Origin of the sequence: Streptomyces sp. DH10 (genome assembly GCF_029813805.1) — a bacterium.
Taxonomy (GTDB): domain Bacteria; phylum Actinomycetota; class Actinomycetes; order Streptomycetales; family Streptomycetaceae; genus Streptomyces; species Streptomyces coeruleofuscus.
On record NZ_JARVKU010000022.1, the window covers coordinates 131873 to 151455 of the forward strand.

The following is a 19583-nucleotide window of genomic DNA, read 5'->3' on the forward strand; positions in this document are numbered from 1 at the left end:
GCCCTCGGCCCAAACGCCGCGGCACCCCGCACCCGCCGAGCCCCCACAACACCCCCACCCCCGCCCGCAAACCCCCTGTAGCCCCACCCCCACCTCGGCAGATAGGTTCGTTACATGCCCGACTACCTCGACGACCTGCGTCTCGCCCACGTCCTCGCCGACGCCGCCGACGCCGCGACGACGGACCGGTTCAAGGCACTCGATCTCAAGGTCGAGACCAAACCGGACATGACCCCGGTGAGCGAAGCGGACAAGGCCGCCGAAGAACTCATCCGCGGCCAACTCGCCCGCGCCCGCCCCAGGGACGCGATCCTCGGCGAGGAGTACGGCGTCGAGGGCACCGGTCCCCGGCGCTGGGTCATCGACCCCATCGACGGCACCAAGAACTACGTGCGCGGCGTCCCCGTCTGGGCCACGCTCATCTCCCTGATGGAAGCCGGCGAGGGCGGCTTCCAGCCCGTCGTCGGCGTCGTCTCCGCCCCCGCCCTCGGCCGCCGCTGGTGGGCCGCGAAGGGCTACGGCGCGTTCTCCGGCCGCAGCCTCACGAAGGCGACCCGCCTCCAGGTCTCCCGCGTCGGAAAGCTCGCCGACGCCTCCTTCGCGTACTCCTCGCTCAGCGGCTGGGAGGAGCAGGGCCGCCTGGACGGCTTCCTGGACCTCACCCGCGAGGTCTGGCGCACGCGCGCGTACGGCGACTTCTGGCCCTACATGATGGTCGCCGAGGGCGCCGTCGACATGTGCGCCGAGCCGGAGCTGTCGCTCTGGGACATGGCCGCCACCGCGATCATCGTCACCGAGGCCGGCGGCACCTTCACCGGACTCGACTCCCGCCCGGGCCCGCACAGCGGCAACGCGGCGGCGTCGAACGGTCTGCTGCACGACGAGTTGCTGGGGTATCTCAACCAGCGCTACTGAGGGCGCGCCCTCTGTTACCGAACGCCCCCTTGTTGCCCCTCCCTTTGCCTGTCACTCTGGGAGTCCGCCCGCTTGTGAACTTGTGAAAAGATGAACAAACGGCGGGGACACTCCCAGGAGGTGGCTCCATCCATGCTCGTCCGTGACGCCATGAGCACTGTCGTCCTGACCATCGGCCCGACCCACACCCTCCGCCAGGCCGCCGCGCTGATGGCCGCCCGGAAGGTCGGCGCGGCCATCGTCCACGACCCCGACGCCGGCGGCATCGGCATCCTCACCGAACGCGACATCCTCATCTCCGTGGGCCAGGGCCAGGACCCCGACACGGAACGCGCCCACGCCCACACCACCACCGACGTCGTGTTCGCCACTCCGGCCTGGACCCTGGAGGAGGCGGCCACCGCCATGGCGCACGGCGGCTTCCGGCACCTCATCGTGCTCGAGGACGACGAGCCCGCCGGCGTCGTCTCGGTCCGCGACATCATCCGCTGCTGGGCACCGGCCCGTCAGCAGGTGCCCGCCTGACAGCGCGAACGGCCCGGGCTCCCCGAAAGGGCCCGGGCCGTCCCTACCGCAAGCGGTCCAGTGCTGGAGTTCAGCCGCGCAGGGCCTGGACCGCGGCCTCCAGCCGCTTGCCGTAGTCTCCGTCGGCCTGACGGAAGTTGTCGATCGCCCGCTCCACGATGTCGTTCCGCGAGACCTTGGCGATGAAGCCCGCCAGGTTGGCGATCAGGCGCTCCTTCTCGTCCTCGCCCATCAGCCGGTAGAGGTTGCCCGCCTGCACGAAGTCGTCGTCCTCGGCGTGGACCGGTGCCGGGTGGTTGCCCGTCACGCCGTTCACGGCCGTGGCGGACCACAGCGGACGGTCCGTCTGGAACGGGCCGCCGAAGCTGTTCGGCTCGTAGTTCTTCGCGCCCTTGTGGCGGCCGTCGTAGAGGTGACCGTCGCGGGAGTTGGTGCGGGCCACGGTGGCGTGCGGGCGGTTCACCGGCAGGTGGTCGGCGTTGATGCCGACGCGGTAGCGGTGGGCGTCGCCGTACGCGAAGAGGCGGCCCTGGAGCATCTTGTCCGGGGACGGGCCGATGCCCGGCACGAAGTGCGCGGGGCTGAAGACCGACTGCTCGACCTCGGCGAAGACGTTCTCCGGGTTGCGGTTGAGCTCCAGCCTGCCGATCTCGATCGGCGGGTAGTCGGCGTGCGGCCAGACCTTGGTCAGGTCGAACGGGTTGAAGCGGTACGTCGCCGCGTCCGCCTCCGGCATGATCTGCACCTGCACGGTCCAGGACGGGAACTCACCGCGCTCGATGGCCTCGCGCAGATCGCGCTGGTGGCTGTCCGGGTCCTCACCGGCCAGCCTGTTGGCCTCGGCCTGGGTGAGGTTCCGGATCCCCTGGTCGGTCTTGAAGTGGTACTTGACCCAGAACACCTCGCCGGCCTCGTTCTGCCACTGGAAGGTGTGCGAGCCGAAGCCGTCCATGTGCCGGTACGAGGCGGGGATGCCGCGGTCGCCGAACAGCCAGGTGACCTGGTGCGTGGACTCGGGCGACAGGCTCCAGAAGTCCCAGACGTTGTCCGCCTCGGTCGAGCCGGTGTACGGGTCGCGCTTCTGGGTGTGGATGAAGTCCGGGAACTTGATGGCGTCCTTGATGAAGAACACCGGGGTGTTGTTGCCGACGAGGTCGTAGTTGCCCTCCTCGGTGTAGAACTTCAGCGCGAAGCCGCGCGGGTCGCGGACGGCGTCCGCCGCCCCCAGGTTGCCGGCCACGGTCGAGAAGCGCAGGAAGACCTCGGTCTCCCTGCCGACTCCGGAGAGGAAAGCGGCACGGGTGTACGGGGTGACGTCCGCGGTCACCGTGAAGGTGCCGTAGGCGCCGGCGCCGCGGGCGTGCACGACCCGCTCCGGGATGCGCTCGCGGTTGAAGTGGGCGAGCTTCTCCAGCAGGAGCTGGTCCTGGACGAGCACCGGGCCGCCCGCACCCGCGGTCTCGCTGTTCTGGTTGTCGGCGACCGGAGCCCCGGCCTCCGTCGTAAGCGGTCCCTGCGTCACGTCTGCCTCCTGCGCCATTCCTGACCGTTCCTGCCCCTCGGCCAAATCCGGTCTCGATCCTACAATAGACATTGTCTAAAGCAAGCAAGACTCTAACTTCACACCTGTTCGCGACCTGGTCCCTTTTGCTGTTAGGCTGGTGACCATGAGCGACCTTCTGGAACGGCTGCGCGGACGCGGATGGCGTATGACCGCGCAGCGGCGCGTCGTGGCCGAGGTCCTCGACGGCGAACACGTCCATCTGACGGCCGACGAGGTCCACGCCCGGGCCGTCGACAAGCTGCCCGAAATCTCCCGGGCGACCGTGTACAACACGCTCGGCGAGCTCGTGTCGCTCGGCGAGGTGCTCGAGGTCTCCACCGACCAGCGCGCCAAGCGGTACGACCCGAACGCCCACCAGCCGCACCACCACCTGGTCTGCGCCCAGTGCGGCGCGATCCGCGACGTGCACCCGGCGGGCAACCCGCTGGCCGACCTCCCCGACTCGGAGCGCTTCGGCTTCACGGTCTCGGACGTCGAGGTGACGTACCGCGGCGTCTGCCCGAACTGCGCGGCCGCCTAGGACACCCAGCCTCCCCCCGCCTTCTCACGCGAAGCCCCGGCACCCATGGGTGCCGGGGCTTCGCGCTGCCCGCGCACTTCCCGTATCTGACGGGTCGTCATATGGTCAACGGCACCCACCAGTCCGTTCCGCACTCCGCGAGGAGACCGAAGTGGGAGAGCCGTATCCGAAAGTCACCGCCCATGACCTGACGCGCATCTTCGGCCGGGGCCCTCGCGCGGTCGGGGCCCTCGGCCCCCTCGACCTGACCGTCGCGCCGGGCGAGTTCGTCTGCCTCGTCGGCCCCTCGGGCTGCGGCAAGTCCACCCTGCTGCGCATCGCCGCCGGTCTGCTCCGGCCCAGCACCGGCACGCTGGAGATCCGTACGTCCAGTCCGCGCCCGGCGGCCATGATCTTCCAGGACTACGGCATCTACGACTGGAAGACCGTCCAGGCCAACGTCCGCTTCGGTCTCGACGTCCAGCGCGTCCCACGCCGGGAGGCGAACGCCCGGGCCGCCGACTGGCTGGCCCGCACGGGCCTCGCGGACTTCGCGCACGCCTACCCGGCGGCCCTCTCCGGCGGCATGCGGCAACGCGTCGCCATCGCCCGCGCCCTGGCGGTCGAGCCCGAAGTGCTGCTGATGGACGAGCCCTTCGCCGCCCTGGACGCCCAGCTCCGCACGATCCTCCAGGACGAGCTGCTGGAGATCACCCAGGCGCTGCGCACCACGACCCTGTTCATCACGCACAGCCTGGAGGAGGCGATCGTCCTCGGCGACCGCGTCCTGGTGATGTCCGCCCGCCCGGGACGGATCATCGCCGAACACCGCCCGCCCTTCCCGCGCCCCCGCACCGGCGACGTCCGCGCCACCGCCGAGTTCACCGCGCTGAAGAGCGAGCTGTGGGACCTGCTGCGCAAGGAGGCGGTGCCCGCATGACCACCGTCGCTCCTGAGGCGAAGGCCTCCGTCCTGGTCCGCCGCCCGGGCCCCCGCGAACTGCACCCCGCACGCACCCATCGCCGCCGCCGCGCCCTGGAACTGTCCCTCGCTGCGGCCGTACCCCTCCTTCTCGTACTGCTCTGGCAGCTGGCGGCGGTCCGGGGCTGGATCGACGACCGCGTCTACCCGGCGCCGTCCACGATCCTCGCCGACGGCTGGGACCGGGCCGCGGCCGGTGATCTGTGGCCGGACGTGTGGGCGACGCTCAGGCGCGTCCTGGCCGGTTATGCCGTCGGCACGGCGGCGGGTTACCTCCTGGGCCTGCTGATGGGTTCGCTGTCGCTGGTACGGGCCGCCCTGGAACCGCTCCTGGACGCCCTGTACGTCGTGCCGAAGCTGGCCCTGCTCCCCGTCTTCCTGAACATGTTCGGCCTGGGCGAGGGCCCGCAGGTGGCCCTGGTCGCCGCCACCGTCTTCTTCTTCGTCTGGATCTCCACGATGTCGGCGGTCATGGCGGTCCCCGACGGCCACCGCGACGCCGGGCGGGTCTTCGGCGCCTCGCCGTGGCAGATGTTCCGCCACGTCCTGCTCCCCGCCTCGCTGCCCGCCGTCCTGGTCGGCGCGCGGATCGCGGCGGGGGTGGCGGTCCTGGTGATCGTCGCCTCGGAACAGATCGCCGCGACCGACGGCCTCGGCCATCTGATCTTCGACTCCCGCGCCCTCTTCCAGAACGACGTGATGTTCGTCGGCATCGTCTGCGTCGCCGTCCTGGGCGTGCTCTTCTCCGAGCTGGTCCGCTTCGTCGGCCGGCTGCTCACCCCATGGGCTCCGCGCGACCGGGGGCGGGGCCAGACATGAAGGGACGTAAAGGGACAGTCGTGAGGGGACGTACGGGGGCAGTCGTGAGGGGACGTACGGGGACAGCCACGAGGGGACGCACCTACGGCCTCGCCCTGCTCGCGGCCGCGCTGCTGGCCTCGGCGGCCTGCTCGTCGCCGCCCTCCGGGACCTCCACGCCGAAGGCGGACGCCGGAACGCGCACGGTCCGCCCGGTCGAGGGGTGCGGCGCCGGCTCCTGGACGGACCCGGCCGACCTCGCCCCCGACCGCACCCCGGCCCGCTGCCGCCCGGGCTCCCCGCCCGCCCAGCGGCTCCCCGGGTCCCGCGAGCTGACCATCGCGACGGGCACACTCGGCGCCGAGTACGCGGCGCCCCTGCGCGTCGCCCTCGACAAGGGCGAGTTCGCCAAGGAGGGCCTGGACGTCACGCTGAAGGTGCTGCCGACGCCCGAGGCACTCCCGCTGCTGGCCAAGGGCGAGGTCGACGCGCTCTGGGCGGCCCCGGAGGCAGCCGTCATGAACGGCATCCGCGGCGGATTCGCCATCCGCTGGGTCGCGGGGAACTTCTCACCCGACCCGAAGTCCAAGAGCGGGCTGTGGGTCCGGCTGAAGGACGGCGAGACGGCGACCGCCGTCCGGATGGCCGGCCGGAAGCTCGGCACGATGATCGGCAAGGGCTCCGTGATCGCCTATCCCATGGAACAGGCCCTGGAGCGGCACGGCGGCGGCCTCGACCGGATCCGCTACCAGCAACTGGGCTCCGCCGACGTCCTTACCGCCCTGGAGAACGGCGGCGTCGACTCGGCGTGGCTGCTCGACCCCGTGTGGCGCCGGGTCGACGGCGAACCCGGCTACGCCTTCCTGGGCGGCCAGCCCCCCGGCGAGCCCCTGGGCGGCATGCTCTACGGCCCGAGCCTGCTGGACGACGACGTGGACGCGGGAGTGGCACTGCTGCGGGCGTACATCCGCACGGTGAACACGTACTTCGCGGCCGACTACAAGAAGCACGAGAGCTTCGTCACATACCTGGCGAAGCTTCTGAAGACGGACGAGACGATCCTGCGCTCGACGCCGTCGCTCCGCATGGACTGGGAAATCCGTACCGGCACGACGGACCGCCTCCAGTCCGCCTACCGCGCCCAGGGCGTGGCGGAAGGCGATTCGCTCCCCGAGTCGCGGACGGTGACCCGCTCCCTCTACGAGGAGGCGGTGGGACACCGCCGGTAGATACACCGAGGGCCGGAACCCTTTCGGATTCCGGCCCTCGGCCTTCAGTAGCGGGGACAGGATTTGAACCTGCGACCTCTGGGTTATGAGCCCAGCGAGCTACCGAGCTGCTCCACCCCGCGTCGGTGAATGCAACGTTACGTCAACGCGGAGGGCGGATGCAAATCGCTTAGCTTCAGCCCCACTGAGCTGCGGACAGTCGTGCCTCCGCCAGTGCCTCAAGGACACCAACGCCGAGCACCATGCAGCCCGCAGTCGCGGGACCCGGCATCAGGCAGACAGCTCCTGCCTGAGCGCATCCCGCAGCCGGGCCGCCCGCTCCGCCACGGACGCCGGCCCCAACGCCACCGCCCGGTCGGCCCACCGCTGCCCCTCCGCCAGCTCACCCCGACGCGCGTAGACCAGGGCCAGTCGCAACGCCGCCCGACCGTGCCCGGCGTCAGCCGCCCGCGTCCACCACACCGCCGCCTCGGGCTCACTGCCCTCCCGGGCCAGCAGCAGCCCGAGATTGAACGCGCCGTTGCGGGACCCGGCCTCGGCCGCCTCCCGGTACCACCGAGCCGCCTCGGCGACGTCCCCCCGGGCCGCCGCGAGCATGCCCACCCGCACCTGCGCCCGCCGGTGCCCCTGCGAGGCCGCTCTCTCGTACCACTCCTCGCACTCGCTGCGCCGGTGCACCGGCTCCCCGAGCTCGTGCGCGGGCTCCGGCGGCCGGCGCGCGTCGAGCACGGTCGCCAGCCGGTACGCGGCCTCGGCGCTCCCGCCCCCGGCCGCACAGCGCAGATGCCGCTCGGCCTCCTGCTCGTCGCCGTCCCGCAGCCGGGCCATGCCGACCTGGAGCGCCGCCTCGGTGTGCCCGGCGGCCGCGGCCCGCTCGTACCAGCGCAGCGCGGCCCGCTCCTCGCCCCGGCCGGCGTGCAGGATGCCCAGGTTGAAGGCGGCGTCCACGCTCCCGGCCTCCGCGGCCTTGGAGAACCACGGCTCCGCGCCCTTCTCGTCCCCGGCCCGCAGCAGCAGGATCGCCAACGCGTTCGCGGCCTCCCGGTGCCCGGCGTAGGCCGCGCGCCGGTACCACTGCTCGGCCGGCGCGGTGCGTCCCTGCTCAGCGCAGAGCAGGCCGAGGTTGTAGGCGCCGTTCACGTCGCCCGCGTCCATCGCGGCCCGGTACCAGCGCTCGGCGGTCTGGGTCTCGCCCCGCTCGGCGTGCAGTGCGCCCAGCGCGTTCGCCGCGTTGCCGTCGCCGTCCTGGGCGGCCCGCAGCCACCACACGGCGGCGTTCTCGGTGTCGCCGGCGTCGCGCAGCAGGAACCCGAGCGCGCAGGCGGCACGCGGTTCGCCGTCCTTGGCGGACGTCAGGTACCAGCGTCCGGCCTCCTTGAGCTCGCCGCGCTTCTCCAGGATCGTCCCGAGGTGCAGCGCGGCCCGCCGGTGACCGCGCGCGGCGGCCTGCCGGTACCACTGCTCGACCTCGTCCAGCACCTGGACACCGCTGTCACCGTCGGCCTCCCGCGCCGCCTTCCGGTCCAGCGCCCGGGCCAGGCGGTACGCCGCCTCCCGGTGCCCGCGCTCGGCTGCGACCCGCATCCACTTCTCGGCCCCGGCGTCACCGCGGTGCTCCAGCAGGTCGGCGAGGGCGTACGCGCCCAGGGTGTGCCCCTGTTCCGCGGCCTGGCGCAGCCAGTACTCGGCCGCGGGCTCGTCGCCGCGCTCGCGGTGGTGCCGCCCGAGGGCGTGCGCGGCCGCCGCGGACCCGGCGACGGCGGCGATCCGCCACCAGCCGGCGGCCTCGTCGGCGTATCCGCGCTGGTGGAGCAGGACTCCGAGGTTGTTGGCGGCGGCCCGGTCGCCCGCGGCGGTGGCGGCACGCAGATGGGGTTCGGCACCGTCGAGATCACCACGGCGCAGCAGCATGGCCCCGAGGACACTCATCGCCTCGACGTCGCCGGCCTCCGCGGCGAGCCGCTGACGCAGCTCCTCGGCCGCCTCGTCGGCGATCTCCCCGGTCTCGTCCGGGGTGTCGGTGTCCTCCCGGCTGGAAGGCTGCACAAAACGCCCTGTCTCGAACAGAGTTGCCTTGTCCCCCATAACGTCCATCGTCGCACCACCTGCAACCTGGGTACACCTGGTATACCGCAGCCAGTGAGGTCACTACAGCGTTTTGTCGACATGCCCACAGAGAGACAAGTCAAACACAGATCGCCCAACTCCCCACGGCGGCACGGCCGCAGCCCAGGCCAGCACATGCGTTCACACATCACGAAGGCCCGGATTCCTTTGTGGAATCCGGGCCTTCGTGGTCGCTCCGTCACTCGGACTTCGCGATTTCAGTAGCGGGGACAGGATTTGAACCTGCGACCTCTGGGTTATGAGCCCAGCGAGCTACCGAGCTGCTCCACCCCGCGCCGTTGTGTTCACAACCGTATCACGGCGCGGGGTGGGCGTTTGACCAGGCCAGGCCCCTAGCTGCTCGGCTTGGGGCTCGGACTGCCGCTCGGCTTCGGGCTCGGGCTGGCGCTGGGCTTGCTCTCGCCGCCCCCGGCACCCCCGCGGCCGTCCTGGGCCTGCGCGTCCTCGGCCCGCCGCAGAGCGTCCTCGAGGTCCTTCTGCGCCCGGCCGTACGCCTCCCAGTCGTTCTCCTTCAGGGCCTCCTGGCCCGCGTCGAACGCCTTCTGGGCGTCCTCCAGGGCCTGTTGGACCGTCGGGTTGTCGGACGTCGGCGGTGGCGTCGTGGTGTCACCCTCGTCCGGTGGCTCGGGAGCCTGCCCCTCCTGTCCGAAGATCTTGTTGAGGGCCTCGTCGAGCGTGTTCTCGAAGGCGGTCTGGCCTCCGTAGGTGACCAGCACCTTCCGCAGCAGCGGGTACTTCAGTCCACCACCGCGTACGTAGACCGGCTCCACGTAGAGCAGTCCGCCGTCGAGCGGCACCGTCAGCAGGTTGCCGTACTCGACTTCGGAGTCGCCGCCTCTCAGGAGCCTGATGGACTCGGCGATCTCCTCTTGCGAGTTGAACTGGCTCTGGACCTGCTTGGGTCCGTTGACCGTCGTGTTCGTCGGCAGTTTCAGGATTCTGATCCTGCCGTAGTCACTGGTGCCCGCCTCGGCGTCGACCGCCATGAACGCGCTGAGGTTGTCCCGGCCGTTGGGCGTGAAGGTCGTCGTCAGCGAGAACGACTGGGCCTGCTGGTCGGGCATCTTCATGCTCAGGTAGTACGGCGGCACCGCGTTGCCCGACCGGTTCGTCGGGTCGTCCGGCACCTGCCAGACCTCGCTGCCGCTGAGGAACGTCGTCGCGTCCCTGACGTGGTAGCGCGTGAGCAGCTCCCGCTGGACCTTGAACAGGTCCTGCGGGTAGCGCAGGTGGTCCATCAGGTCCTTGGAGATCTCGCCCTTGGGCTGCACCGTGTCCGGGAAGGCCTTCATCCAGGTCTTCAGGACCGGGTCCTTGGTGTCCCACTGGTAGAGCTTGACCTCGCCGGTGTACGCGTCGACGGTCGCCTTCACCGAGTTGCGGATGTAGTTGACCTGGTTCTGCTGGGCCACCACCGCGCGGTTGGTGTTGGCGGCGGTCAGCGAGTCCGCCGTCGTGTCCCCGAGGGTCGTACGCGAGGAGTACGGGTAGCCGTTGGTCGTCGTGTACGCGTCGACGATCCACTGGATACGGTTGTTCACCACCGCCGGGTAGGCGTCGCCGTCGATGGTCAGCCAGGGGGCGACCGCCTCGACGCGCTCCTTGGGCGTGCGGTTGTACAGGATCCGCGAACCCTCGCCGATGGCACCCGAGTACAGGATCTGCGGCTCGCCGAACGCCACCGCGTACGCGGCCCGGTTGACCGGGTTGGAGAGGTTGACTCCGCTGTCGCCCTTGTAGCTGGTGGTCTTCTCGCCGTTGTCGTCGGAGTAGTCGATCTCCTTCTGGGGACCGCCGACGATCGAGTACGTGTCGGTCTTCTCGCCGTAGTAGATCCGCTGCTCGTAAGTGCCGAGGTCGCCCTCGGAGGGCAGATCGGACTCCGTGAAGTTCGGCCGGCCCTGGGCGTCGGCGCTGGTGCCCTGGGCGGCGACCACTCCGAACCCGTGGGTGTAACGGAAGTGGTTGTTGATCCAGTTCTTCTTCGGGATGCCCGCCAGGTTCAGCTCACGCAGGCCGATGACCGTGTCCTGCTCCTTGCCGTCCTTGGCGTAGCGGTCGACGTCCAGGTTGTTCGGGAACGCGTAGTAGTTCCTGATCTGCTGGAGCTGCTGGAACGTCGGCGAGACGATGTTCGGGTCCATGATCCGGATGCTCGCCGTGGAGCCGACGTCGTCGCGCAGCGTGGTCTTGTCCTCGGTCTTGCTCGTGCCCGAGTAGTCCGTGACCTTGGTGCCGTCGATGCCGTAGGCCTTGCGCGTCGCCTCGAGGTTCTTCTCGACGTACGGCGCTTCCTTGGCCTGCTCGTTGGGCTGGACCTGGAACTTCTGCACGATCGCCGGGTAGAGGCCGCCGATGAGGATCGCGGACAGCACCATCAGACCGAAGCCGATCACGGGCAGCTGCCAGGTGCGCCGCCAGATGGTGGCGAAGAACAGCAGCGCGCAGATGACGGCGATGCAGAACAGGATCGTCTTGGCCGGCAGGTAGGCGTTGGCGTCGACGTACCTCAGGCCCGTCCAGTTGTCGGTCGCCCTGAAGTCGCTGGACTTGACCGCGAGGCCGTACCGGTCGAGCCAGTACGCGACCGCCTTGAGGGCCACGAAGATGCCGATGAGCACGGACAGGTGCCCGGTGGCCGCCGCCGTCGCGCGGGCACCGGGGCTGGTGACGCGCAGCCCGCCGTACAGGTAGTGCGTGAGCGCGGCGGCGATCACGGACAGGATGGCGGCGGCGAAGCCGAAGCCGAGCATGAACCGGTACCAGGGCAGGTCGAAGGCGTAGAAGGAGACGTCCAGCTTGAACTGGGGGTCCTTCTGACCGAAGGCCACGCCGTTGACCCACATCAGCCAGGTCCGCCACTGGCCGGACGCGGAGGCGCCGGCGATCAGGCCCACCAGGGCCGTGATCCCGAGCAGCAGCCACTTCTTGTAGGGCGCGATGCTCATCCGGTAGCGGTCGAGGTTCTGCTGCTCCATGGACATGGCACTCAGCGGCGGCCGCAGCCGGTGCGCCAGCCAGATGTTGAAGCCGACCGCGAGGGCCATGAGCAGACCGAAGACGAAGAAGAGCCCGATCTTGGTCCACAGGGTGGTGGTGAAGACCGACGAGTAGTTCACCGACCGGTACCAGAGCCAGTCCGTCCAAAAGCCCGCGAACATGGTGAACACCATGCCGAGGGCGGCCAGGACGCCCAGTGTCATGAGCAGGGTCCGGACACGCCGGGACGGGCGGCCCACTCTCATCCGCGGCCCCGAAGGGCCTCCGCCGCGGTCCGGCATCTGGAAAGCCAAGGTGCGCACCTCGAAGTTCGCTGTTGATTCGTCAGACCCGCGTCTTCACGGGCCGTCAGCGGCCCCCGTGATCGCGGGCCCCCACCTATGCAACTTACTCACCGTTTACTCGGTTCCCGATTCCGGTCGGGAACGAGGCAGGATTGTGACCATGTCCAACACTCCCATGGCGGCGAACCCGCTCACCCGGGCCGTGCTCGAGATCGACGAGTACGTCTCCGGCCTCGGCTGGGACCAGCCGGCCCGCCTCTTCGCACTCGTCGACACCTCCCGGCTCCGGGCCGAACAGCCCTCGCTCGCGGACCGGCTCGGTCTGGGCGACGAGTCGGAGAGCTCCGGCCTCACCCCGATCGAGCAGGACGAAATTCCAACGGGCAAGCCGCTGGACGAGTTCCTCGCCACCATCGCCTGGCCCGATTCGGTGGCCGGCTGCGCCCTCGCCGTGGAACGCCTGATGCTGCCGCCGTCCGCGGAGGCCCAGGTTCCGCAGGGCCTGGACGAGGCCGCGCTGACGAAGTGGGTGGCGGACCACCCGGACCGCCAGGAGGTCCGCATGACGGTCGCGGTCCTGCGGGACGGCACCCGGGAGTCGGCCCTGCGCCTGCGCGAGAAGGACTCCCCGACGGAGGTCCTCACCGGCTCCGACCTGGTACCGGGCCTGGCGGAGGCACTGGCGGCCACCTTCGAGGACTAGGGCGGCTGCGCGCCCCGGGCCGGTCGCCCGTGCCGGCTCGGCGGCTCAGGTGCCGCACTTCGGCAGATCGGCGGTGTCGCCGCTGCGCAGGTCCTTGAGAGCGCCGAGGGCGTCCTCGATGGTGTCCACCTTGATGAGGGTGAGGCCCTCGGGGGTGTCCTTGGCGGCGGCCTCGCAGTTGTCCGCGGGCGTCAGGAAGTACTGCGCGCCCTTGGCCCGCGCACCCACGGTCTTCATCTCGATGCCGCCGATCGGGCCGACCTTGCCCTCGTCGTCGATCGTCCCCGTACCGGCCACGAACTTGCCCCCGGTCAGGCTGCCCGGCGTGAGCTTGTCGTAGATGCCGAGCGCGAACATCAGACCGGCGCTCGGCCCGCCGACATCGGCCAGCTTGATGTCGATGGTGAACGGGAACGTGTGGTCGGTCCCCGCGGAGATCCCCACGATGGCCCGCTTCTCGCCGGCGTCGTCCGAGGTCGTCGTGGTGATGGTGATGTCCTCGGTCTTCGTCGGCGTCCGCTTCTCCTTCTCCGCCGCGGTCTGCTCCTTGGCGGGAACGATCGTGAAGCGGACGTTCTGGCCCGGCTTGTGCTTCGTGACCAGCTTCGCGACGTCGGCCGGCTCCTTCACCGCCGTACCGTCCACGGCTTTGATCACGTCCCCGGCGTGCAGCTCGCCCTCGGCCGGGGATCCCTTGACGACCGTCGAGACGATGACCCACGACTTCACCGGAACGTCGAGTTCCTTCAGCGCGGCGACCTTGGCGCTCTCCTGGGACTGGCTGAACTCCTCGGCGTTCTCCTGCGTGGACTGCTCCTCGGTCTTGCCGTCCGGGTAGAGCGTCTCGTGCTGTACCACCTTGTTGTCATGCGCGAGCCAGCCGTAGACGGCCTCGACCAGGTTCATCCGGTAGTCGGCGCTGGTGACCCGGACCGTCGTCATGTTCAGATGGCCACTGGCCGCATACGTCTTCCGCCCCGAGACCTGGAGCACCGGCTCGCCGCCGTGATCGCCCAGCGTGTTCACCGTCGGCCCCGGGGACATCTCCGCATACGGCACGGGGATGAACACTCCCGCGCACAGGAGCGCGATCAGCATCAGGGTGGAGGCGAGCATCGTCGCGGTGCGGCGTGGCATGACTCGACAGTACGGGACGGTCCTGTCAGCGCACCGTCAGGGCCGCCCGTCCGGGACGGCCCCGCGGGCTCACACGCCTGTGACCTGCGCTTTTCCTGGCCGTCAGCTACCCGGCCGGGGCTTCTCCATGGCCTCGCGGAAGCGGGCGTAACCGATGAGCTCCGGGCCGTCGCCACGGACCTTGCGAGTCCGGTTGGCCCAACTGCCCCAGAGGCCCGCGCCGATCGCAGCCACAAGCGGAATCAGCAACCAGGCGAGCGCCGCCATGCCGACCTCCAACCCCTTGAGCGTCCGCAACTGACTGATCAGCAGATTAACCATCCGCAGTGACAACGCTCACGCCAGGGGTCCGGTTACGCAACCGGAGGGCTGCGTACCGGATTCAGCAGGCGCCGACCCATTCCTCGGTGCCGTCGGAGAACTTCTGGTGCTTCCAGATGGGCACTTCGTGCTTGAGGTCGTCGATCAGCTTCCGGCAGGCCTCGAAGGCCTCCCCCCGGTGCGGGCACGAGACGGCGACGACCACGGCGAGGTCACCGACCCGGAGGTCCCCCACCCGGTGCACGGCCGCCAGCGCCCGCACCGGGAACTCGGCGACGACCTTCTCGGCGATCCGCCTCATCTCGGCCTCGGCACTGGGGTGGCAGGAATACCCCAGCTCCGCCACGTCGGCACCCCCGTCGTGGTTCCGCACAGTGCCCACGAAGAGCGCCGTGCCGCCGGCCGCGTCGTCCCCCACGGCACGGAACACCTCGTCCACGGAAAGGGCCGTGTCGCGGATCCCGATCAGCCTGATCGGTTCCTGCGCGGCCTGCTCGCCCGGGTGATCGCTCGTGGTTGCCATGCCACCATCGTGCCGCACGCGGCCGACAGCGCGGAATAGAGCTATCGACCGGCACGCGCGCGTGGGCGTTGGACTCTCCTACGACGGGACCTGAGAGGCAGGGCCGGCCGGTCGCGTCAGATGCGCCGCCGGGCCTTCCGGGCCCGTCGCACCACCGCGGCCGCACCCAGCAGCGCCACCGTCGCTCCCGCGGCGCCCGCCGCCGTCGCGTCCTTGCGGCCCAGCCGCCGACCGGCCACCGTGTGCCGACCGGAGACCTCCTCCAGGAGCTGCGCCAGCACCTCCTCGTTGGTGTACCGCGGCCGCCACCCGGCGTCGTGCAGCCGGCTGCCGCTGACCACCCAGGGGTACATCGTGTACGCCAGGTCCCCGGCCGGGGACGGCGTGAGCCCGATGCGGTGCAGTCGCGCCGCCGCACCCAGTGCGACCGCCGACGGCAGCTCCATCCGCCGGATGCCGCTGAGCTCCTCGACCTCCTCCTGCTCCAGCCACCCGTCGCACCCGACGGTCAGTTCCCCGTCGACCTTCTCCAGGACGGCGTACTCCAGCGCGCCGCACAGGTCCTCGACGTGGCAGAACTGCCACGCGGGTCGCGACCCGGCGACGACGAGCAGCCGAGGAGACTCGAAGTACCTGGTCAGCGCGGTGTCCGTGCCTCCCACCAGGATCGCCGGCCGCACCACGGTGACGTTGAGCCCCGGGTGGGCCCGCGGCGCCCGCCGCGCCAGCCGCTCGATCTCCAGCAGGTCGCCGACGCCCGTCGCCTCCGCCGTGGCCCGCAGCTCCGCGTCCTCGGAGAGCGGCAGCTCGTTGTCCGGCAGGGCCCCGTAGACCATCGCCGAGGTGCAGAGCACGACCCGGTGCACCCCGGCCGCCGCGGCCGCCGTCAGGACGGTCTGTGTCCCCCGTACGTTGTAGGCCGTTCGGGCGGCGGCGTCGGTCTCCAGGTCGAGGTCCAGCGCCAGGTGCACCACCACGTCGGCGCCCCGCAGCTTGTCCGCGATGGCCGGATCCCGTACGTCCAGGATGTGCCACTGCGCCTCGGCGCACTCGCCGCGGCGCTCGTCGATAGCCACGACCTGCTTGACCTCGTCGGACGCGGCGAGCCGCTCGGTGAGCAGGGCACCGACGCCGTACGCGGCACCGGTGACCGCGACGACGGGTCCGCGTGCCGCGGGGCTCGAGGAACTGGTTGACTGGTTTCGCGCTGCGCGAACCTGCGGATCTGGGGAACTCACCGGGCGTCTCCAGCGGTTGTCTTCAGTACGAGCGCGAGCGACGCGTGCGTACCAGGTGGCATCCATCCTGCCGCAGGCTGTCAGTCGGCGAAGCACCGAGGCCCGATCCGCCTCAGGTGTCTACGCTGGGTGGTGTTGTCGGGCAGCCGTGCCGCCGGAAAGAACCGGCGGCCCTACCAGCCGAGGAACCCCGTGAGTGACACCCCATTCGGATTCGGCCTTCCGCCGGAGGAGCCGGACGACGGCGACGAGGGCAAGAAGAAGGACCAGGAGAGCGGTGGTGGTCAGGGACCGGCCAATCCGTTCGGTTTCGGCGGCCTGCCAGGAGCCGGAGGATTTGGCGGCGGCCCCGGCGGCCCCGGTGCGGACAATCCGTTCGCAGCCATGTTCGGCTCCCTGAACCCCAACGACCTGGGCGCCGCGTTCCAGCAGCTGGGCCAGATGCTCTCCTACGAGGGCGGCCCGGTGAACTGGGACATGGCCAAGCAGATCGCCCGCCAGACGGTGTCCCAGGGCAGCCCTGACGGCACCAAGGACACCAGCGTCGGCCCCGCCGAGCGCAAGGCCGTCGAGGAGGCCGTCCGCCTCGCCGACCTGTGGCTCGACGACGCCACGTCCCTCCCGTCCGGCGCCGGATCGGCCGTGGCCTGGAGCCGCGCCGAGTGGGTCGAAGCGACCCTGCCCGCCTGGAAGGAACTCGTCGACCCGGTCGCCGAGCGCGTCGGCACCGCCATGGGTGACGTCCTGCCGGAGGAGATGCAGGCCATGGCCGGCCCGCTCATCGGCATGATGCGCTCGATGGGCGGCGCCATGTTCGGCACGCAGATCGGGCAGGCCGTCGGCGTGCTCGCCGGCGAGGTCGTCGGCTCGTCCGACATCGGCCTGCCGCTCGGCCCGGCAGGCAAGGCCGCGCTGCTGCCGGTGAACATCGAGACGTTCGGCAAGGACCTGAGCGTCCCGCAGGAGGAGGTGCGGCTGTATCTCGCCCTGCGCGAGGCCGCCCACCAGCGGCTCTTCGCGCACGTGCCGTGGCTGCGCTCGCATCTGTTCGGCGCGGTCGACGGCTACGCCCGCGGGATCAAGGTGGACACGGCCAAGCTGGAGGACGTGGTCGGCCAGTTCGACCCGCAGAATCCGGAGCAGCTCCAGGAGGCCCTCCAGCAGGGCATGTTCCAGCCCGAGGACACGCCCGAGCAGAAGGTGGCTCTGGCGCGTCTGGAGACGGCGCTGGCTCTCGTGGAGGGCTGGGTCGACGCGGTGGTCCACGCCGCCGCCAAGCCCCGTCTGTCGTCCGCCGACGCCCTGCGCGAGACGCTGCGCCGCCGCCGCGCCTCGGGCGGCCCGGCCGAGCAGACGTTCGCCACGCTGATCGGTCTGGAGCTGCGCCCGCGCCGCCTGCGGGACGCCTCCCGTCTGTGGGCCTCGCTCACCGACGCGCGCGGTGTCGACGGCCGGGACGCCCTGTGGCACCACCCGGACATGCTTCCGACGGCCACCGACCTGGACGACCCGGACGGCTTTGTGCACCGCGAGCAGATCGACTTCTCCGAGCTGGACAAGATGCTCGGCGAGGCGGCGGACAAGCCCGACCTGAAGAAGGACGAGGGCGAGGGCGAGAACAAGGGCGACGGCGCCGAGTGAGCCTGTACGACGACGCGGTCCTCGTGCTCAAGGAGTACGAGGACCAGGCGGAGCTGCGCCAGGCCTACCTCGACCATCTGGCCGAACACCCGGACGGCCTGTGGAAGGCCTGCCATGCGGGTCACATCACGGCGAGCGCCCTGGTGATCGACCCCGAGGCCGGCCGGGTTCTGCTGACCCTGCACAGGAAGCTGCGGATGTGGCTCCAGATGGGCGGCCACTGCGAGCCGGGCGACGGCTCCCTGGCGGCAGCGGCCCTGCGTGAGGCGACGGAGGAGTCCGGCGTCTCGGGGCTCTCGCTGCTGCCGGGCGGCCCGGTGCGGCTGGACCGGCACCCGATCCCGCCGCCGTGCCACTGGCACTTCGACGTCCAGTACGCGGTCCTGGCCCCGCCGGGCGCCGCGCACACGGTCAGCGACGAGTCGCTCGACGTGCGCTGGTTCGGGTACGACGAGGTCGCGGGGGTGGCCGATGAGTCGGTCGTGCGGTTGCTGGAGGCCACGCGCGCGAGGCTATCGGCCTGAGGCTGTGTTTTTCGGCTTGAGGCGTGTGTCTCCTGAGGCATGTCTATCGGCTTGAGGCATGGGTAAGGGGCGACCGCCTAGGCGATCGCCCCTTACATCTTGCCGGGTCCGTGGCCGGTCAGTTCCAGACGTTGCCCTGGTTCTGCCCGCGTGCTCCCTGCTGGCCCATGCCGTACTGCGCCGCGAGGCCCGAGCCGATCTGGGCGTTCTGCGGCGGCAGCAGTTCGCTGGGCTGGACGAGCGCGAAGCCGGTGCCCATGAAGCTCAGCTCCCAGCCCTCGCCGGTGCTGCCGCGGCGCCGCCACACCCCGGAGGAGTGCGTCTGGGCCTGCATCTGCACGCGCAGGCTCGTCGACCAGGCGACGATCGCGTCGGCGTCGCAGTTGACGTACCTGTCGGGCGTCACCTGCATCAGCAGCGGCATGCCCGAGGTCATCAGGGCGACCTTGCCCCGGCCGGTGATGTTGAGCTGGTACTTCCCGGAGCCGGAGATGCCGTAGAGGCTGTCGACGGCGATGACCTCGTGGTGCAGGGAGGAGTCCATCGCCAGCACGTAGCTGCTGTCGACGGTGAGGCCGTCCTGCTCCACCTCCATGACGTGGACGTGCTGCTTGAGGTTGGCGAGGTAGACCGTGCCCTGCCCGTGGCAGCGCATCAGGTCGAGTCCCTCACCGGTGTGCGAACGCGAGCGTGCCTGGTCGTTGCTCTGGTACTCGGCGTCGAACTCGACGAGGCCCTGGTAGGCGACCATGGTGCCCTTGCGGGCCAGGATGTCGTCGTGGCCCTCCAGGGCGACGCGCAGCATCTGCTTGTTCTGCAGACTCCAGCGGTCCTGGGTCTGCTGCTCGTTGTAGGCGAAAATCGGGCTCTGCATGGCTCTCTGGCTCCCCCTCAGCCCCGGGTCCGGAGGCGGTCGGTGCTGTCCTCGCTGGGCTGGACGACGACGATGCCCTGACCGGAGAAGGCCATCTGGTAGGCCTCGCCGCTGCCGCGGCCGATCAGCGACTGCGCACGGAAGCTGCGCTTGCCCTTCACCTTGAGGTTCGGGGACCAGGCGACCAGGGCGTCGGGGTCGACGTAGGTCTCGTCCTCGCCGCCTCCGCAGTCGACGACGATGGGCTTGCCCCGGGAGGTCAGCGCGACCCAGCCCTGCCCGGAGATCTTGGTGTTCCACAGGCCCTGTCCGGCGAACTTCGCCAGGCCCTTGACCCGCTCGACGCCCCACGTGAGGTGGGCGTCGAAGGCGAGCAGGTTGGTGGCGTTGACGGAGATGCCGTCGCCGTTGAGGTTGATGACGACGACGTTCGCCCCGTAGTCGGCGAGGTAGAGCAGGCCGTCGCCGGAGCACTTCATCAGGGGCGCGCCCTCGCCGGTCATCCAGTCCTTCGCGACCTGGCGCACGGCCGGCGGGTTGGGCTCGTACTGGACGAACCCTTCGTACGCGACCATCGACCCCACGCGCGCGAGGAGGTCGTGTCCGGTCTGCATGGCGACCTTCAGCATGTGGTTGCCGTGGTTCTCCATGCGGGCGGTGACGGGTGCGGGGGCGTGGCCCGCGAGCTGCTGTGTCATGA

The 19583-nt window shown here is 70.4% G+C and carries 18 protein-coding genes and 2 tRNA genes; 9 read left to right on the forward strand and 11 right to left on the reverse strand.

Annotated features, from left to right (window positions below):
- Window positions 1-114: 114 nt before the first annotated feature.
- The gene (gene hisN, locus QC385_RS34810; RefSeq protein WP_279545347.1) at window positions 115-915 is read left to right on the forward strand and encodes a histidinol-phosphatase; all 801 of its coding nucleotides are present in this window, start codon (window positions 115-117) and stop codon (window positions 913-915) included.
- Between the two features lie 132 nt (window positions 916-1047).
- On the forward strand, window positions 1048-1440 hold the full coding sequence (locus tag QC385_RS34815) for a CBS domain-containing protein (protein ID WP_279545348.1): 393 nt from the start codon (window positions 1048-1050) through the stop codon (window positions 1438-1440).
- Window positions 1441-1510: 70 nt separating this feature from the next.
- Here QC385_RS34815 and QC385_RS34820 read toward each other — a convergent pair whose 3' ends face one another.
- On the reverse strand, window positions 1511-2962 hold the full coding sequence (locus QC385_RS34820; RefSeq protein WP_279545349.1) for a catalase: 1452 nt from the start codon (window positions 2960-2962) through the stop codon (window positions 1511-1513).
- A gap of 145 nt (window positions 2963-3107) precedes the next feature.
- Here QC385_RS34820 and QC385_RS34825 point away from each other — a divergent pair, with 145 nt between their 5' ends.
- The 4 genes from QC385_RS34825 to QC385_RS34840 all read left to right on the forward strand — a co-directional run bounded on the left by QC385_RS34825 (window position 3108) and on the right by QC385_RS34840 (window position 6511).
- Window positions 3108-3524 carry a Fur family transcriptional regulator gene (locus QC385_RS34825; RefSeq protein WP_279545350.1) on the forward strand — a complete coding sequence of 139 codons (417 nt, stop codon included), beginning with the start codon at window positions 3108-3110 and terminating at the stop codon, window positions 3522-3524.
- Between the two features lie 151 nt (window positions 3525-3675).
- Window positions 3676-4443, forward strand: a complete 768-nt coding sequence (locus tag QC385_RS34830; protein WP_279545351.1) for an ABC transporter ATP-binding protein — start codon at window positions 3676-3678, stop codon at window positions 4441-4443.
- The gene (locus QC385_RS34835; protein WP_279545352.1) at window positions 4440-5303 is read left to right on the forward strand and encodes an ABC transporter permease; all 864 of its coding nucleotides are present in this window, start codon (window positions 4440-4442) and stop codon (window positions 5301-5303) included. Before QC385_RS34830 ends, QC385_RS34835 begins: the two co-directional genes overlap by 4 nt.
- Window positions 5304-5347: 44 nt before the next feature.
- Window positions 5348-6511, forward strand: coding sequence for an ABC transporter substrate-binding protein (locus tag QC385_RS34840; protein ID WP_279545353.1), 1164 nt, complete (start codon window positions 5348-5350; stop codon window positions 6509-6511).
- 48 nt (window positions 6512-6559) lie between these two features.
- On the opposite strand, the gene QC385_RS34845 is transcribed toward QC385_RS34840, so the two are convergent.
- The 4 genes from QC385_RS34845 to QC385_RS34860 form a co-directional block, all read right to left on the reverse strand.
- Window positions 6560-6633 (reverse strand) — tRNA-Met (locus QC385_RS34845).
- A 148-nt stretch (window positions 6634-6781) separates the two neighbouring features.
- The gene (locus tag QC385_RS34850) at window positions 6782-8605 is read right to left on the reverse strand and encodes a tetratricopeptide repeat protein (RefSeq protein WP_279545355.1); all 1824 of its coding nucleotides are present in this window, start codon (window positions 8603-8605) and stop codon (window positions 6782-6784) included.
- Between the two features lie 234 nt (window positions 8606-8839).
- Window positions 8840-8913, reverse strand: a tRNA-Met gene (locus QC385_RS34855).
- A gap of 57 nt (window positions 8914-8970) precedes the next feature.
- Window positions 8971-11919: a UPF0182 family membrane protein gene (locus QC385_RS34860; protein ID WP_279545389.1), complete on the reverse strand. Its 2949-nt coding sequence runs from the start codon at window positions 11917-11919 to the stop codon at window positions 8971-8973.
- A gap of 163 nt (window positions 11920-12082) precedes the next feature.
- Between QC385_RS34860 and QC385_RS34865 the strand changes: the two genes are divergently transcribed.
- Window positions 12083-12625: a PPA1309 family protein gene (locus tag QC385_RS34865; protein WP_279545357.1), complete on the forward strand. Its 543-nt coding sequence runs from the start codon at window positions 12083-12085 to the stop codon at window positions 12623-12625.
- Window positions 12626-12670: 45 nt separating this feature from the next.
- Here QC385_RS34865 and QC385_RS34870 read toward each other — a convergent pair whose 3' ends face one another.
- From QC385_RS34870 to QC385_RS34885, 4 genes are all read right to left on the reverse strand, one after another.
- Window positions 12671-13762 (reverse strand): YlbL family protein, encoded by a 1092-nt coding sequence (locus QC385_RS34870; RefSeq protein ID WP_279545358.1) that lies wholly within the window; start codon window positions 13760-13762, stop codon window positions 12671-12673.
- 102 nt (window positions 13763-13864) lie between these two features.
- Complete coding sequence (locus tag QC385_RS34875) at window positions 13865-14083, reverse strand: hypothetical protein (RefSeq protein WP_010047638.1); 219 nt, start codon at window positions 14081-14083, stop codon at window positions 13865-13867.
- Between the two features lie 61 nt (window positions 14084-14144).
- Window positions 14145-14606: a molybdenum cofactor biosynthesis protein MoaE gene (locus QC385_RS34880; RefSeq protein ID WP_279545359.1), complete on the reverse strand. Its 462-nt coding sequence runs from the start codon at window positions 14604-14606 to the stop codon at window positions 14145-14147.
- A gap of 116 nt (window positions 14607-14722) precedes the next feature.
- Window positions 14723-15844, reverse strand: a complete 1122-nt coding sequence (locus QC385_RS34885; protein ID WP_279545360.1) for an SDR family oxidoreductase — start codon at window positions 15842-15844, stop codon at window positions 14723-14725.
- Window positions 15845-16036: 192 nt separating this feature from the next.
- On the opposite strand from QC385_RS34885, the gene QC385_RS34890 reads away from it, so the two are divergent.
- Both QC385_RS34890 and QC385_RS34895 read left to right on the forward strand, forming a co-directional pair.
- Window positions 16037-17485 (forward strand): zinc-dependent metalloprotease, encoded by a 1449-nt coding sequence (locus QC385_RS34890; protein ID WP_279545361.1) that lies wholly within the window; start codon window positions 16037-16039, stop codon window positions 17483-17485.
- Entirely contained in the window at window positions 17482-18009 is a 528-nt protein-coding gene (locus QC385_RS34895; protein WP_279545363.1) for an NUDIX hydrolase, read from the forward strand. Before QC385_RS34890 ends, QC385_RS34895 begins: the two co-directional genes overlap by 4 nt.
- Before the next feature lie 118 nt (window positions 18010-18127).
- Here QC385_RS34895 and QC385_RS34900 read toward each other — a convergent pair whose 3' ends face one another.
- Both QC385_RS34900 and QC385_RS34905 read right to left on the reverse strand, forming a co-directional pair.
- Window positions 18128-18883 carry an AIM24 family protein gene (locus QC385_RS34900; RefSeq protein ID WP_279545364.1) on the reverse strand — a complete coding sequence of 252 codons (756 nt, stop codon included), beginning with the start codon at window positions 18881-18883 and terminating at the stop codon, window positions 18128-18130.
- A 17-nt stretch (window positions 18884-18900) separates the two neighbouring features.
- Window positions 18901-19581, reverse strand: coding sequence for an AIM24 family protein (locus QC385_RS34905; protein ID WP_279545365.1), 681 nt, complete (start codon window positions 19579-19581; stop codon window positions 18901-18903).
- Window positions 19582-19583 lie beyond the last annotated feature (2 nt).